The 14,094-nt window shown below is 72.5% G+C and carries 13 protein-coding genes; 8 read left to right on the top strand and 5 right to left on the bottom strand.

The window, feature by feature from the left end; translation table 11 throughout:
* The first annotated feature begins 2 nt into the window (after positions 1 to 2).
* Both ACFWP3_RS05895 and ACFWP3_RS05890 read left to right on the top strand, forming a co-directional pair.
* On the top strand, positions 3 to 1,439 hold the full coding sequence (locus tag ACFWP3_RS05895; protein WP_384216592.1) for an aldehyde dehydrogenase family protein: 1,437 nt from the start codon (positions 3 to 5) through the stop codon (positions 1,437 to 1,439).
* A complete protein-coding gene (locus ACFWP3_RS05890) occupies positions 1,432 to 2,331 on the top strand; it encodes an aldehyde dehydrogenase family protein (protein ID WP_384216590.1) in 900 nt (299 codons plus the stop codon). Before ACFWP3_RS05895 ends, ACFWP3_RS05890 begins: the two co-directional genes overlap by 8 nt.
* 126 nt (positions 2,332 to 2,457) lie before the next feature.
* Here the strand turns inward: ACFWP3_RS05890 and ACFWP3_RS05885 are convergent, their stop codons facing one another.
* On the bottom strand, positions 2,458 to 2,802 hold the full coding sequence (locus ACFWP3_RS05885; RefSeq protein WP_384216588.1) for a hypothetical protein: 345 nt from the start codon (positions 2,800 to 2,802) through the stop codon (positions 2,458 to 2,460).
* 55 nt (positions 2,803 to 2,857) lie between these two features.
* Here ACFWP3_RS05885 and ACFWP3_RS05880 point away from each other — a divergent pair, with 55 nt between their 5' ends.
* On the top strand, positions 2,858 to 3,559 hold the full coding sequence (locus ACFWP3_RS05880; RefSeq protein ID WP_384216743.1) for a uridine kinase: 702 nt from the start codon (positions 2,858 to 2,860) through the stop codon (positions 3,557 to 3,559).
* A gap of 285 nt (positions 3,560 to 3,844) precedes the next feature.
* Here the strand turns inward: ACFWP3_RS05880 and ACFWP3_RS05875 are convergent, their stop codons facing one another.
* A complete protein-coding gene (locus tag ACFWP3_RS05875) occupies positions 3,845 to 4,540 on the bottom strand; it encodes a SigE family RNA polymerase sigma factor (RefSeq protein WP_361753672.1) in 696 nt (231 codons plus the stop codon).
* Positions 4,541 to 4,734: 194 nt separating this feature from the next.
* On the opposite strand from ACFWP3_RS05875, the gene afsQ1 reads away from it, so the two are divergent.
* Genes afsQ1 through ACFWP3_RS05860 form a run of 3 tightly spaced genes read left to right on the top strand, consistent with a single transcriptional unit; the run spans position 4,735 to position 7,527 of the window.
* On the top strand, positions 4,735 to 5,412 hold the full coding sequence (afsQ1, locus tag ACFWP3_RS05870) for a two-component system response regulator AfsQ1 (protein ID WP_063754818.1): 678 nt from the start codon (positions 4,735 to 4,737) through the stop codon (positions 5,410 to 5,412).
* Positions 5,409 to 6,893, top strand: a complete 1,485-nt coding sequence (locus tag ACFWP3_RS05865; protein WP_384216585.1) for an ATP-binding protein — start codon at positions 5,409 to 5,411, stop codon at positions 6,891 to 6,893. The genes afsQ1 and ACFWP3_RS05865 overlap by 4 nt, the downstream gene beginning before the upstream one ends.
* Positions 6,877 to 7,527, top strand: a complete 651-nt coding sequence (locus ACFWP3_RS05860) for a hypothetical protein (RefSeq protein ID WP_384216583.1) — start codon at positions 6,877 to 6,879, stop codon at positions 7,525 to 7,527. The genes ACFWP3_RS05865 and ACFWP3_RS05860 overlap by 17 nt, the downstream gene beginning before the upstream one ends.
* 586 nt (positions 7,528 to 8,113) lie before the next feature.
* Here ACFWP3_RS05860 and ACFWP3_RS05855 read toward each other — a convergent pair.
* The 3 genes from ACFWP3_RS05855 to ACFWP3_RS05845 form a co-directional block, all read right to left on the bottom strand.
* The gene (locus ACFWP3_RS05855; RefSeq protein WP_384216581.1) at positions 8,114 to 9,760 is read right to left on the bottom strand and encodes a phospho-sugar mutase; all 1,647 of its coding nucleotides are present in this window, start codon (positions 9,758 to 9,760) and stop codon (positions 8,114 to 8,116) included.
* Positions 9,761 to 9,804: 44 nt separating this feature from the next.
* Positions 9,805 to 10,611 carry a purine-nucleoside phosphorylase gene (locus ACFWP3_RS05850; RefSeq protein WP_215148388.1) on the bottom strand — a complete coding sequence of 269 codons (807 nt, stop codon included), beginning with the start codon at positions 10,609 to 10,611 and terminating at the stop codon, positions 9,805 to 9,807.
* 164 nt (positions 10,612 to 10,775) lie between these two features.
* Positions 10,776 to 11,213 carry a gamma-glutamylcyclotransferase gene (locus tag ACFWP3_RS05845; RefSeq protein WP_069921661.1) on the bottom strand — a complete coding sequence of 146 codons (438 nt, stop codon included), beginning with the start codon at positions 11,211 to 11,213 and terminating at the stop codon, positions 10,776 to 10,778.
* A gap of 280 nt (positions 11,214 to 11,493) precedes the next feature.
* On the opposite strand from ACFWP3_RS05845, the gene ACFWP3_RS05840 reads away from it, so the two are divergent.
* Together ACFWP3_RS05840 and ACFWP3_RS05835 are read left to right on the top strand one after the other, a co-directional pair.
* Positions 11,494 to 12,933: an NAD(P)H-quinone dehydrogenase gene (locus tag ACFWP3_RS05840; RefSeq protein WP_362598395.1), complete on the top strand. Its 1,440-nt coding sequence runs from the start codon at positions 11,494 to 11,496 to the stop codon at positions 12,931 to 12,933.
* A gap of 176 nt (positions 12,934 to 13,109) precedes the next feature.
* Positions 13,110 to 14,063 (top strand): DeoR/GlpR family DNA-binding transcription regulator, encoded by a 954-nt coding sequence (locus ACFWP3_RS05835; RefSeq protein ID WP_384216578.1) that lies wholly within the window; start codon positions 13,110 to 13,112, stop codon positions 14,061 to 14,063.
* Positions 14,064 to 14,094: the final 31 nt, after the last annotated feature.

Raw genomic sequence — 14,094 nt, 5'->3', positions numbered from 1 at the left:
CCATGGCATCCCTCTTCGAGTACGCACCGGCTCCCGAGTCCCGCTCGGTCGTCGACATCGCCCCCTCCTACGGGCTCTTCATCGACGGCGAGTTCACCGACGCCGCCGACGGCAAGGTCTTCAAGACCGTCTCGCCGTCGTCGGAGGAGGTCCTCGCCGAGGTCGCCCAGGCGGGCGCCGCCGACGTGGACCGCGCCGTCAAGGCCGCCCGCAAGGCCTTCGAGAAGTGGTCCGCGCTGCCCGGCTCCGAGCGCGCCAAGTACCTCTTCCGCATCGCCCGGATCATCCAGGAGCGCAGCCGCGAGCTCGCCGTCCTGGAGACCCTGGACAACGGCAAGCCGATCAAGGAGACCCGCGACGCGGACCTCCCGCTGGTCGCCGCGCACTTCTTCTACTACGCGGGCTGGGCCGACAAGCTCGACCACGCGGGCTACGGCGCCAACCCGCGCCCGCTGGGCGTGGCCGGCCAGGTCATCCCCTGGAACTTCCCCCTCCTGATGCTCGCGTGGAAGATCGCCCCGGCGCTCGCCACCGGCAACACGGTGGTCCTCAAGCCCGCCGAGACGACCCCCCTCTCCGCCCTCTTCTTCGCGGACATCTGCCGCCAGGCGGGCCTGCCCAAGGGCGTCGTCAACATCCTCACCGGGTACGGCGACGCGGGCGCGGCCCTCGTGGAGCACCCGGACGTCAACAAGGTCGCCTTCACCGGCTCGACGGCCGTGGGCAAGAAGATCGCCCGCCACGTCGCCGGCACCGACAAGAAGGTCACCCTGGAGCTGGGCGGCAAGGGCGCCAACATCGTCTTCGACGACGCCCCCGTCGACCAGGCCGTCGAGGGCATCGTCAACGGCATCTTCTTCAACCAGGGCCAGGTCTGCTGCGCCGGATCCCGCCTCCTGGTCCAGGAGTCGATCCACGACGAGCTGCTGGACAGCCTCAAGCGCCGCCTCTCCACGCTGCGCCTGGGCGACCCGCTCGACAAGAACACCGACATCGGCGCGATCAACTCCGCCGAGCAGCTCGCCCGGATCACCGCGCTCGCGGAGACCGGCGAGGCCGAGGGCGCCGAGCGCTGGTCCCCGGCGTGCGAGCTGCCGTCCGCCGGCTACTGGTTCGCCCCGACGCTCTTCACGAACGTCACCCAGGCGCACACCGTCGCCCGCGACGAGATCTTCGGCCCGGTGCTGTCCGTGCTGACCTTCCGCACGCCCGACGAGGCCGTCGCCAAGGCCAACAACAGCCAGTACGGCCTGTCCGCGGGCATCTGGACGGAGAAGGGCTCGCGCATCCTCGCGGTCGCCGGCAAGCTCCGTGCGGGTGTCGTCTGGGCCAACACGTTCAACAAGTTCGACCCGACCTCGCCCTTCGGCGGATACAAGGAGTCGGGCTTCGGCCGCGAGGGCGGCCGCCACGGCCTGGAGGGCTACCTCGATGTCTGAGTCTTCTGCGACCCGTCTGAACGTCTTCAAGACCTACAAGCTGTACGTCGGGGGCAAGTTCCCCCGCTCCGAGAGCGGCCGGGTGTACGAAGTGACCGACTCAAAGGGCAACTGGCTGGCCAACGCACCGCTGTCCTCCCGCAAGGACGCGCGGGACGCGGTCGTCGCGGCCCGCAAGGCCTTCGGCGGCTGGTCGGGCGCCACGGCCTACAACCGCGGCCAGATCCTCTACCGCATCGCCGAGATGCTCGAGGGCCGCCGCGACCAGTTCGTCCGCGAGGTCGGCGAGGCGGAGGGCCTGTCCAAGTCGAAGGCCGGCGCCGTCGTGGACGCGGCCATCGACCGCTGGGTCTGGTACGCGGGCTGGACCGACAAGATCGGCCAGGTCGTCGGCGGGGCCAACCCCGTCGCGGGCCCGTTCTTCAACCTCTCCACCCCGGAGCCGACCGGTGTCGTGACCGTGATCGCCCCCCAGGACTCGTCGTTCCTGGGCCTGATCTCGGTGATCGCCCCGGTCATCGCGACCGGCAACACGGCGGTCGTGATCACCTCCGAGAAGTCGCCGCTGCCGGCGCTCTCCCTGGGCGAGGTGCTGGCCACCTCCGACCTGCCCGGCGGCGTGGTCAACATCCTCTCCGGCAAGGCCGCCGAGATGGGCCCGCACCTGGCCTCCCACCAGGACGTCAACGCGATCGACCTGGCGGGCGCCGATGTCGCGCTGGCCAAGGAGCTGGAGATCGCGGCGGCGGACAACCTCAAGCGCGTCCTGCGTCCACAGCCTGTGGACGACTGGACCGCGGACCCGGGCACGCACCGCATGACGGCGTTCCTGGAGACCAAGACGGTCTGGCACCCGACGGGGTCGCTGGGCTCGGGCGGGTCCTCGTACTAGTCCTCGTACGGGAAGACCCCCACGAACCGGCCCCGGCAGCGTCCCTCCCCCAGCTACCGCTGGGAGGTACCCCCAGCGCTGCCGGGGCCTCCCCGTGCCGTCTGCGCGTGCGCTCGCCTACTTCTTCTACTTCTTCAGAACCGGCCCGAGCAGCGAGGACGCGGCCGCCTCGGGCAGCTCGCCGACGGACGGGCCCTGCGTCAGGATCCCCGTGACCATGGTGGTGCCGACGGCCGGGAAGTCGGCTACGCGGGTGGCGACGCCGTTGTCCAGCGGGTCCACGCCGGTGTGGGCCAGCGGGTTCACCTTGAGGTTCGCGATCGGGTCGGTGACCCCGGCCAGCGCCGCCGGGACGTCGAGCTCACCGGCCTGGGCGCCGCCCGCGGCCATCGCGAGCGCGGCGCCCGCCATCGAGAGCGTGAGGCCTGCGGTGCGCAACGGGGAGCTGTGCGGAGCTGCGTGACGTGCCATGGGTTCCCGCCTGTGGTCTCGTAGTCGCGTGCGCACGCAGCGTAGTTGACGTGTGATCCTTGATACCAACCGGCCACCGGAGGGGTCCCCTACAGGGATTAATGGTTCAGACTGGTGTCCCGTGAGCTGTTCTTCTCCCTTGCCGACGCGCGTCGTGCTGCTGACCGGACCCTCGGGCTCCGGCAAGTCCTCGCTGGCGGCCCGTTCGGGACTTCCCGTACTGCGGCTGGACGACTTCTACAAGGAAGCGGACGACCCGACCCTTCCGCTGGTCGAGGGGAGCTCCGACATCGACTGGGACTCCCCGCAGTCCTGGGACGCGGACACCGCCGTGGCGGCCATCGAGGAGCTGTGCGCGACGGGCCGTACCGAGGTCCCCGTCTACGACATCGCGACGTCCTCCCGGGTCGGGACGGAGGCGCTGGACATCTCCCGGACGCCGCTGTTCATCGCGGAGGGCATCTTCGCCGCCGATGTCGTCGCCCGCTGCCAGGAGCTGGGACTGCTCGCCGACGCGATCTGCCTGCGGGGGCGGCCGTCGACGACGTTCCGGCGGAGGCTGGCGCGGGATCTGCGGGAGGGGCGCAAGTCGGTGACGTTCCTGCTGCGCAGGGGCTACCGGCTGATGCGGGCCGAGCGGGGCATCGTGGCCCGGCACACGGCACTCGGCGCCCACCCGTGCGGCCGCGACGAGGCCCTCGGCCGCCTGGCCGCCGCCGCGGCCGGCCGCCACCGCCCGGCCACGACCCCGGCCTAGCCGAGTTCAGCCTGGGGGCACCTCCCAGCGGTAGCTGGGGGAGTTCGAGGCGTGGGGGTCCCCCCGGACGGAGTTTGGGGGAGGGTCCGGGGCGGAGCCCCGAATCCTCGAGCCGTACCCGTACGCGCGCACGGACCGCCGGACCCGCGGACGCGGAAAGGCGGGACCAGGCGGACCCCCGGCCGCTTGATCCCGCCTGTTCCCCCCGCGGCCCCCGCCCCACCCCCGTGGGACGGGCCCCCTGGCCCGTTGGCTTGTGTGTCCCGCAGTGTCCGTCCCGCAGGGTTAGGCGACGAGCTCCTCGAAGGACTCCGCCTCATCGGCGCCGAAGCTCAGCGCCTCGTCCTCGCGCAGCCGCCGCAGCGACCGCCAGATGCTCGACTTCACCGTGCCGACGCTGATTCCGAGGATCTCCGCGATCTCCGGGTCCGTACGGCCCTCGTAGTACCGCAGGACCAGCATCGTGCGCTGCGGCTCCGGGATCCGGGACAGCGCCTGCCACAGCACCGCGCGCAGCTCCGTACCGCGCATCGCGTCCGTGTCCGAGGCCGTCTCCGGCAGTTCCTCCGTCGGGTACTCGTTCAGCTTCCGCCGGCGCCACGCACTGATGTGCAGGTTCGTCATCGTGCGGCGCAGGTACCCGCCCACGGCCGCCTTGTCGGTGATCCGGTCCCAGGCCCGGTACGTGGAGAACAGCGCGCTCTGCAGCAGGTCCTCCGCCTCGTGGCGGTCGCCGGTGAGGTGGAAGGCCGTCGCGTACAGCGCGGCCCGGCGCTCCTGGACGTACGCCGTGAACTCCGCTTCGGACGTCGAGGACGGCGTGCGCTGTGCGGGAACCGCCTGGTACTGCTTCGCGTCAATGGCTACGACGTGTGCCGGCCGGGGCCGGGCTACCGCGACGTTACGGACACCCGCCCGGCGGTTCACATCGTGCAGCCGCGTGACAACCGCGCTGGTGGTGGTGCTGTGCAGCGTGTTCATCTCGCGCCCCCCGTCGTGGAGTCTGCTTCGGTCCGTTGCTGTGCTTCGGTTGTTGGTAGAAGCCTGCCCGGCCGACTTAACCGGGGTGTCCGCCGACTGTCACAGGCCTGTCACAGGGGTCTCCGCCGGACCCGTCCGGGATCGGGTGCCCCCGCCGGTCGAACTCCCGACTGCCGATGGGACAGAATGAGCCCGTGCCCTTCCTGTTGCTGATCGAGGACGACGACGCCATCCGCACGGCCCTCGAACTCTCCCTGTCTCGCCAGGGCCACCGTGTGGCCACCGCGGCGACGGGCGAGGACGGCCTGAAACTGCTGCGCGAGCAGCGGCCGGATCTGATCGTGCTGGACGTGATGCTGCCCGGGATCGACGGCTTCGAGGTGTGCCGTCGGATCCGGCGCACCGACCAGCTGCCGATCATCCTGCTCACCGCGCGCAGCGACGACATCGACGTCGTCGTCGGCCTGGAGTCCGGTGCCGACGACTACGTGGTCAAGCCCGTCCAGGGGCGGGTCCTCGACGCCCGCATCCGTGCCGTGCTGCGCCGCGGCGAGCGCGAGTCCAGCGATTCGGCGAGCTTCGGCTCCCTGGTCATCGACCGCGCCGCCATGACGGTGACGAAGAACGGCGAGGACCTCCAGCTCACCCCGACCGAGCTGCGGCTGCTGCTGGAGCTGAGCCGCCGTCCCGGACAGGCCCTCTCCCGCCAGCAGTTGCTCCGCCTCGTCTGGGAGCACGACTACCTCGGCGACTCGCGGCTCGTGGACGCCTGCGTGCAGCGGCTGCGCGCCAAGGTCGAGGACGTGCCGTCCTCGCCCACCCTGATCCGCACCGTCCGCGGCGTCGGCTACCGCCTGGACTCCCCGCAGTGATCCCGGCGCTGCTCGCGGGCCGGCGCTGGACCAGCCTGCGGCTGCGGCTCCTCATCGTGTTCGCGCTGGTCGCGCTGACGGCCGCGGTCTCCGCTTCGGGGATCGCGTACTGGCTCAACCGCGAGGCGGTCCTCACCCGTACCCAGGACGCGGCCCTCGGCGACTTCCGGCAGGAGATGCAGAACCGGGCCGCGGCACTGCCCGCCGACCCGACCGCGCAGGAGATCCAGCGGACCGCCGAGCTGATGGCGGGCAGCAGCCCGGGCTACAGCGTGCTGCTGGTGCAGGAGGGCAAGGAAGGCCAGGTGTCCGGTACGGCCGGGCCCGACGTGTTCGGGCTGGGCGACGTACCGAAGTCCCTGCGGGACGCGGTCAACGACCGGCAGAAGACCACGGCGGCCAACGACTCCGAGTACCACATGTACTGGCAGCGGACGAAGCCCGGCGGGAATCCGTACCTGGTCGGCGGGACGCGGATCGTGGGCGGCGGGCTCACCGGCTACATGTACAAGTCGCTGGCGCAGGAGCGGGACGACCTGAACGCGCTGGCCTGGTCGCTGACGATCGCGACGGGCCTGGCGCTGCTGGGTTCCGCGCTGCTGGCGCAGGCCGCGGCCCGTACGGTGCTCAAGCCCGTGCAGCGGCTGGGCGACGCGGCCCGGCGGCTCGGCGAGGGCGAGCTGGACACCCGGCTCGACGTGTCGGGGACCGACGAACTGGCCGACCTCTCGCATACGTTCAACAAGACGGCCGAGGCGCTGGAGAAGAAGGTCGCCGACATGAGCGCGCGGGAGGAGTCGAGCCGGCGCTTCGTCGCGGACATGTCCCACGAACTGCGCACGCCGCTGACGGCGTTGACGGCGGTGGCCGAGGTGCTGGAGGAGGAGGTCGACGACCTCGATCCGATGATCGCACCGGCGGTGGCGCTGGTCGTCAGCGAGACGCGGCGCCTCAACGACCTCGTGGAGAACCTGATGGAGGTCACCCGCTTCGACGCGGGCACGGCCCGGCTGGTCCTGGACGACGTGGACGTCGCCGACCAGGTCACGGCGTGCATCGACGCGCGGGCCTGGCTGGACGCCGTCGAACTCGACGCCGAGCGCGGCATCGTGGCCCGGCTCGACCCGCGCCGCCTCGACGTCATCCTGGCCAACCTGATCGGCAACGCCCTCAAGCACGGCGGCTCGCCGGTGCGGGTGCGGGTGGTCGTGGAGGGGGACTGGCTGGTGATCGCGGTGCAGGACAACGGTCCGGGCATCCCGGAGGACGTCCTGCCGCACGTCTTCGACCGGTTCTACAAGGCGAGCGCCTCGCGGCCGAAGTCGGATGGGAGCGGGCTGGGCCTGTCGATCGCCGTGGAGAACGCGCACATCCACGGCGGAGACATCACCGCGGCCAACGGGCCCGGGGGCGGGGCGCTGTTCACGCTGCGGCTGCCGGTGGACGTGGGGAAGGTGATCGCGGGTGACCAGGACGCGTAGGGCTCTGCCGGTGGGCTCGGCACTCGTCGCCCTGTTGGCCCTGCCGGCCCTCGCGGGCTGCGGGATCAGGGCGACGACCGTACCCGTGGACGTGGGCGCGGCGCCCTCGCGGGTGTCGTGCGACACCCCGGCGCAGCAGGGCGGACAGGGCGGTGTGCAGGGCTTCCGGGCCACGGTGGAACTGGTCTGCGGATCGCAGCTGGTGGGCGTGGAACGGGTGGTGCCGGTACCGGAGAAGCGGCCGCTGAAGGACCCCGTCGCGCTGGTCGTGCAGGCGCTGCTGGAGGCGCTGGAGAAGCCGCCGTCGGGGGAGGAGCGGGACGCCGGGTTCTCCACCGGGGTGCCGGCGGGACTCACGGCGGGAGCGCCCAGGCCGGGCGATCCGGCGGGCACGGTGCGGCTGAGCCGCAAGCCGGAGGACCTGCCGCCGGTGGCCCTGGCGCAGATCGTGTGCACGCTGGCGGGCAGCGAGGCGGTGTCGGCGGGACCGGGCCCGGTGGTCCTGGGCGGCCCGGACGCGGATCCGCCGCGGGCATGGGAGTGCACGGACGCGGTCCGCTCCCGCCCGGAGTCGATCCCGACCCTGGGCGAACTGGTCCGCCCGGCCTCATTCCCGGGAGCCCCACCCCGCTGAGGCGGCCGGAAGGGGGCGGGCGGGCATGCGGCCGTACGACGTCTCGTGGCCCGGGCCCGCCCTCTCCCCTCGAGGGTCGGGGGCCGGTCGGCGGCTGCCCACCGGCTCCCGCCTGCCGCACCGCTGCCGGGCATGAGGCCGTACGTCGTCTCGTGGCGCGGGCCCGCCCTCTCCCCCTCGAGGGTCGGGGGCCGGTCGGTGGCTGCCCACCCGCCCCCGTCTGCCGCACCGCTGCCGGGCTCCGCCCCGGACCCTGCCCTCGCGCCTCGAACTCCCCTGGCTACCGCTGGGAGGTGCCCCCAGGCGGGGCAGGTTCTGCCCTGCGGGCAAGCCGGCCGCGCTCAGCGGACGGCGTCGGCAAATCCAGCCTCGCCGGCGATTGAGGCGCGGGTCCGGGCAGAGCCCGGTTTCGGGAAGGGGCGGGGTGGGGGAATGCCCCGCGCAGCGGCCCCGATACGCCGACGGCCCCCCGAGCCGGAGCTCAGGGGGCCGAACGGGCGCCGGACCGACGGACGGAGTCCGGCGCGGTGGCGCGAAGCCGGGGAGGTGCCTCGGCGCCGAGCCGTGCGAGCGGCGGCGGGGGAAATCAGATGCCCGCCGCTACCGCCAGGTCCTTCTTGATCGCGTCCAGGATCTCCTGGCCGCGCGTACGGGCCGGGGCGAGGTCGGAGGCCTCGGGGACCGGGACCACGACCTCCAGGTAGCACTTCAGCTTCGGCTCCGTGCCCGAAGGCCGCACGATCACCCGGGCCTTGTACGCACCGTCGAGGTAGTACCGCAGGCCGTCCGTCGGCGGGAGGGACTCCGTGCCCCGCGTCAGGTCCTCCGCCGAGACGACCCGCAGGCCGGCCAGGGAGGTCGGGGGCTCCGCGCGGAGCGCGGCCATCGCGGAGGCGATGACCGACAGGTCCGAGACGCGGACCGACAGCTGGTCGGTGGCGTGCAGGCCGTGGGCCATCGCCAGGTCGTCCAGCAGGTCGGTCAGGGTACGGCCCTGCTCCTTGAGCTCGGAGGCCAGCTCGGCCACGAGCAGCGCGGCGGTGACGCCGTCCTTGTCGCGGACGCCCTCGGGGTCGACGCAGTAGCCGAGCGCCTCCTCGTAGCCGTAGCGCAGGCCCTCCACGCGGGCGATCCACTTGAAGCCCGTCAGGGTCTCCTCGTAGCCCACGCCCGCCGCTTCCGCGATCCGGCCCAGGAGCGAGGACGAGACGATGGATTCCGCGAAGACGCCCCGTGCGCCCTTGTGGACCAGGTGGGCCGCCAGCAGCGCGCCGACCTCGTCGCCGCGCAGCATCCGCCAGCCGCCGTTGTCCGGGACGGCCACCGCGCAGCGGTCGGCGTCCGGGTCGTTGGCGATGACGATGTCCGGGCGGACCTCGGCGGCCTTCGCGAAGGCCAGGTCCATCGCGCCGGGCTCCTCCGGGTTGGGGAAGGCCACGGTCGGGAAGGCAGGGTCCGGCTCGGCCTGCTCGGCGACGAGCACCGGCTCCGGGAAGCCGTGCCGGGCGAAGGCCGCCATGACGACGTCCTTGCCGACGCCGTGCATGGCCGTGTAGACGCTCCGCACGCCCCGGGCGGAGCCGGGGGTCAGGACCGCGTCCGTACGCGCCAGGTAGGCCTCCAGGACCTCCTCGTCGAGCTGCAGCCAGCCGTCCGCGGGGCGGGGTACGGAGTCGAGCGTCTCGACGCGGGCGATCTGCGCCGCGATCTCGGCGTCCGCCGGGGAGACGATCTGCGAGCCGTCGCCGAGGTAGACCTTGTAGCCGTTGTCCCGGGGCGGGTTGTGGCTCGCGGTCACCTCGACGCCGGCGACGGCGCCCAGGTGCCTTATGGCGTACGCGAGGACGGGCGTCGGCAGCGGGCGGGGCAGGACGGCCGCGCGCAGGCCGGCGCCGGTCATCACGGCCGCGGTGTCGCGGGCGAAGTCCGCCGACTTGTAGCGGGCGTCGTAGCCGACGACGACCAGGCCGCCGTCGTGGCCCTGGGCCTTCAGGTACGCCGCGAGGCCCGCCGCGGCCCGGATGACCACCGAGCGGTTCATCCGCATCGGGCCCGCGCCGATCTCGCCGCGCAGACCGGCGGTGCCGAACTGCAGCGTGCCGGAGAACCGGTCCGCGAGCTCCGCCGTGTCGCCCGCCTCGATGATCTTGGCGAGCTCGGCCGCCGTCTCCGGGTCCGGGTCCTCCGCCAGCCAGGCCTGCGCCCGGGTGATCAGGTCGTCCTGTTCCTGCACTACTTCCGCCTTGTCTCTCGTACGGTGCCGGTGCCTGTGCCGTCTCAGATGCGGGCGAGGACCTGGGTCAGCAGCTTGCCCATGCGCGCGGCCGAGTCACGGCCGGCCTGGAGCACCTCTTCGTGGTTCAGGGGCTCGCCGGAGATGCCCGCCGCCAGGTTGGTGACCAGGGAGATGCCCAGCACCTCGGCGCCGGCCTCGCGGGCGGCGATGGCCTCCAGCACGGTGGACATGCCGACCAGGTCGGCGCCCATGACGCGGATCATGTTGATCTCGGCCGGGGTCTCGTAGTGCGGGCCGGGGAACTGCACGTAGACGCCCTCTTCGAGGGTCTCGTCGATCTCCTTGCACATCGCGCGCAGGCGCGGCGAGTAGAGGTCGGTGAGGTCCACGAAGTTCGCGCCGACGATCGGCGAGGTGGCCGTCAGGTTGAGGTGGTCGCTGATCAGGACCGGCTGGCCGGGCTTCATGCCCTCGCGCAGACCGCCGCAGCCGTTGGTGAGGACGACGGTCTTGCAGCCGGCGGCGACGGCGGTGCGGACACCGTGGGCGACGGCGGCGACGCCGCGGCCCTCGTAGTAGTGGGTCCGGCCGAGGAAGAGCAGCGCGCGCTTGTCGCCGATCTTGTACGAGCGGATCTTGCCGCCGTGGCCCTCGACGGCGGGGGGCGGGAAGCCGGGCAGCTCGGTGACCGGGAACTCGGCCTCGGGGGCGCCGAGCGCCTCTGCGGCGGGGGCCCAGCCGGAGCCCATCACGAGGGCGACATCGTGGGATTCCGCGCCGGTCAGCTCGCGGAGGCGGGCGGCTGCGGCGTCGGCGGCGGCGAAGGGGTCGGTAACAGATGCGTTCACGCGGAAGAGCGTAGCCGCTCATTGCCTACGCGCGTAGATGGCACAGCTCACGGTGTTCGGATCGTTGCCTTGTCGTTTCCACCGAATCGTCCCCGGGCGGGCCTGGCGGGCCGGGAATCCGCCGAAAGGGGGTCCGGAATCGTCCCGCGCGGGACCCGCACCGCTCAGCAGGGGCGCTTGCGCAGTTCCATCACGTAGTCGTGCGGAGCGCCCGCGGACTCGGCGGCGTCCGCGATCTCGCCGAGGTAGCGCGCCGAGGGCAGGCCGCCCTCGTAGCCGTTCAGGACGTACACCCAGGCCGCCTCCTCGCCGTCCAGCGTGTGCACGCGCACCCGCATCCGGCGGTAGATGTCGAGCCCGACACCCTCCCAGCGGTCCATCGAGTCCTCGTCGAGCGGCGCGATGTCGTAGAGGGCGACGAAGACCTGGTGGCGCGGGGCCTCGACGATCGTCGCGAGCGCGCCCTCCCAGCCCATCTGCTCGCCGCCGAAGGTCAGCCGCCAGTCGTTGATCCAGCCCGTGCCGCGCAGCGGCGAATGGGGTGCGCGGCGCGTCATCAGCCGCGGGTCGAGGTTGCCGGCGTACGCGGCGTAGAGCGACATGTGGTCGAGGGTACGGGAGGGGCGGCGGTGGCGGCGCTCCCGGCCGGGCGCGGGCTGCGGTCCCGGCGGGGCGGGGCCGTGGTCCGGGCGCGGCCCTGGTCCCGGCCGGGCGCGGGCTGCGGTCCCGGCGGGGCCGGGCCGTGGTCCCGGATGGCGGGACCGTGCGCGAAGCACCTTGAAGCGTGCGGGACAATGGGGCACGGAATGCATCCCCCGGGGAGACCCCCCGGAACACCGGCCGGGGCGGCAGCCGGCCGGGTAGACGTGAGGCGGACTTTTCGTGACCCGGATCGTGATCATCGGCGGCGGACCCGGCGGGTATGAGGCGGCCCTGGTGGGGGCCCAGCTCGGCGCGGAGGTGACCGTCGTGGACTGCGACGGTCTGGGCGGGGCCTCGGTCCTGACCGACTGCGTGCCTTCCAAGACCCTCATCGCGACCGCCGAGGTCATGACGACCTTCGACTCGTCGTACGAGGAGCTCGGCATCGTCGTCGCGGACGACACCCCGCACATCGAGCAGGCCGCCCGCGTCGTCGGCGTGGACCTCGGCAAGGTGAACCGGCGCGTCAAGCGCCTCGCCCTCGCCCAGTCGCACGACATCACCGCCTCCGTCACCCGGGCCGGCGCCCGCGTCGTACGGGGCCGTGCCAAGCTCGGCGGCCCGCAGGGCATCGACGGCACCCGCGACGTCATCGTCACGGCCGCCGACGGCACCGAGACGATCCTGACCGCCGAGGCCGTGCTGATCGCCACCGGCGGCCACCCGCGCGAGATCCCGGACGCCCAGCCCGACGGCGAGCGCATCCTGAACTGGACCCAGGTCTACGACCTCGACGAGCTCCCCGAGGAGCTCATCGTGGTCGGCTCCGGCGTCACCGGCGCGGAGTTCGCCGGCGCGTACCAGGCCCTCGGCTCCCGCGTCACGCTGGTGTCCTCCCGCGACCGCGTGCTGCCGGGCGAGGACCCCGACGCGGCCGCCGTCCTCGAGGACGTGTTCCGGCGCCGCGGCATGAACGTCATCGGCCGCTCCCGCGCCGAGTCCGCCAAGCGCGTCGGCGACCGGGTCGAGGTCACGCTCTCGGACGGCCGGGTGCTGACCGGTACGCACTGCCTGATGGCGGTCGGCGCGATCCCGAACACCAAGGACATGAACCTGGAGGAGTCCGGGGTCCGGCTCAAGGACTCCGGGCACATCTGGACCGACAAGGTCTCGCGCACCTCCGCGCCCGGCGTGTACGCCGCGGGCGACGTCACCGGCATCTTCGCGCTGGCCTCCGTCGCCGCCATGCAGGGCCGCATCGCGATGTACCACTTCCTGGGCGACGCGGTGGCCCCGCTGAACCTCAAGACGGTCTCCTCGAACGTCTTCACCGACCCCGAGATCGCGACCGTCGGCTACACCCAGGCCGACGTGGACGCCGGCAAGATCGACGCCCGTGTGGTGAAGCTGCCGCTGCTGCGCAACCCGCGCGCCAAGATGCAGGGCATCCGCGACGGCTTCGTGAAGCTGTTCTGCCGCCCGGGCACCGGCATCGTCGTCGGCGGAGTGGTCGTCTCGCCGCGCGCGAGCGAGCTGATCCACCCCATCTCGATCGCCGTTGACAACAACCTGACGGTCGAGCAGATCGCAAACGCGTTCACCGTGTACCCCTCCCTCTCGGGTTCGATCGCCGAGGTGGCCCGCCAGCTGCACACGCGGAAGGCCGGCGGAGAGGCCTGATCCGGCCCCAACCGCCCCACCCCGCAAGGGAGTTGGGGCGGTAGGCTGCCGGGTGGCGGGATGTTCACCCAGGCCTCGGGGCGCGTATACCACTAGTCGACCCGCCATATGGACAACTTCGGTATTCCGGCGCAAGGAGCTGAAACCAGACGGTCGTTGGGGTTACTGTCAGTTTCGTGTTCGCTGCAGAACGTCGCCAATTGATCCTCGAAATGGTGCGGGCCAACGGAGCGGTGTCGCTCCGGGAGCTCGCCCGCGTCGTCCAGACCTCCGAAGTGACCGTACGGCGGGACGTGCGGGCACTGGAGGCAGAAGGACTCCTCGACCGCCGACACGGCGGTGCGGTCTTGCCGGGCGGTTTCACGCGGGAGTCCGGCTTTCCGCAAAAGTCCCATCTCGCGACGGCGGAGAAGACCGCCATCGCCGATGTCGCGGCCTCCCTCGTCGAAGAGGGCGAGGCCGTCGTCGTCGGCGCGGGCACCACGACCCAGGAGCTGGCCCGCCGGCTCGCCCGGGTGCCCGGCCTCACCGTCGTGACCAACTCCCTCCTGGTCGCCCAGGCGCTGGCCCACGCCAACCGGGTGGAGGTGGTGATGACCGGCGGCACCCTGCGCGGGTCCAACTACGCCCTCGTGGGCAGCGGGGCCGAACAGTCCCTCCAGGGGCTCCGGGTCTCCCGGGCGTTCCTGTCGGGCAGCGGCCTGACGGCCGAGCGCGGCCTGTCCACGTCCAACATGCTCTCCGCGAGCGTGGACCGGGCGCTGGTGCAGGCGGCGGCGGAGGTGGTCGTCCTGGCGGACCACACGAAGCTCGGCACGGACACCATGTTCCAGACGGTGCCGACGGACGTGATGACCCGCCTGGTCACGGACGAACCCCCACCCCACGACGACCGCGCGGCCACGGAGCTCCAGGCCCTGGCCGACCAGGGCGTCCAGATCACGGTGGCGGGCGGCGCGGCCAGCGCCTCAGGCGGCGTGGACGGCATGGGCACCCGCCGCCCCCGCCGCGACTCCCCCCTCCCGGTCCAACGCCGAGGCGGCCCAACGGCCCAACTCCGCAGCGCGTCGGCCCTGTCGGACCCGGGCGAACGGGAACGCGCGAGGGTGGCGGACATGCGGCGGCGGTGAGAAAGCTTGGGCCCCTCCCGATCTTCGGGAG

Origin of the sequence: Streptomyces sp. NPDC058525 (genome assembly GCF_042719495.1) — a bacterium.
In the GTDB taxonomy this organism is placed as follows: domain Bacteria; phylum Actinomycetota; class Actinomycetes; order Streptomycetales; family Streptomycetaceae; genus Streptomyces.
Note: the sequence above shows the minus strand (reverse complement) of the source record. Positions and strands in the feature narration are given on the sequence as shown.

Coding starts and splice junctions, on each gene's coding strand:
- ACFWP3_RS05885 (WP_384216588.1), bottom strand. CDS start 2,802: ATGGCACGTCACGCAGCTCCGCACAGCTCCCCGTTGCGCACCGCAGGC.
- ACFWP3_RS05875 (WP_361753672.1), bottom strand. CDS start 4,540: ATGAACACGCTGCACAGCACCACCACCAGCGCGGTTGTCACGCGGCTG.
- ACFWP3_RS05845 (WP_069921661.1), bottom strand. CDS start 11,213: ATGTCGCTCTACGCCGCGTACGCCGGCAACCTCGACCCGCGGCTGATG.
- ACFWP3_RS05890 (WP_384216590.1), top strand. CDS start 1,432: ATGTCTGAGTCTTCTGCGACCCGTCTGAACGTCTTCAAGACCTACAAG.
- ACFWP3_RS05895 (WP_384216592.1), top strand. CDS start 3: ATGGCATCCCTCTTCGAGTACGCACCGGCTCCCGAGTCCCGCTCGGTC.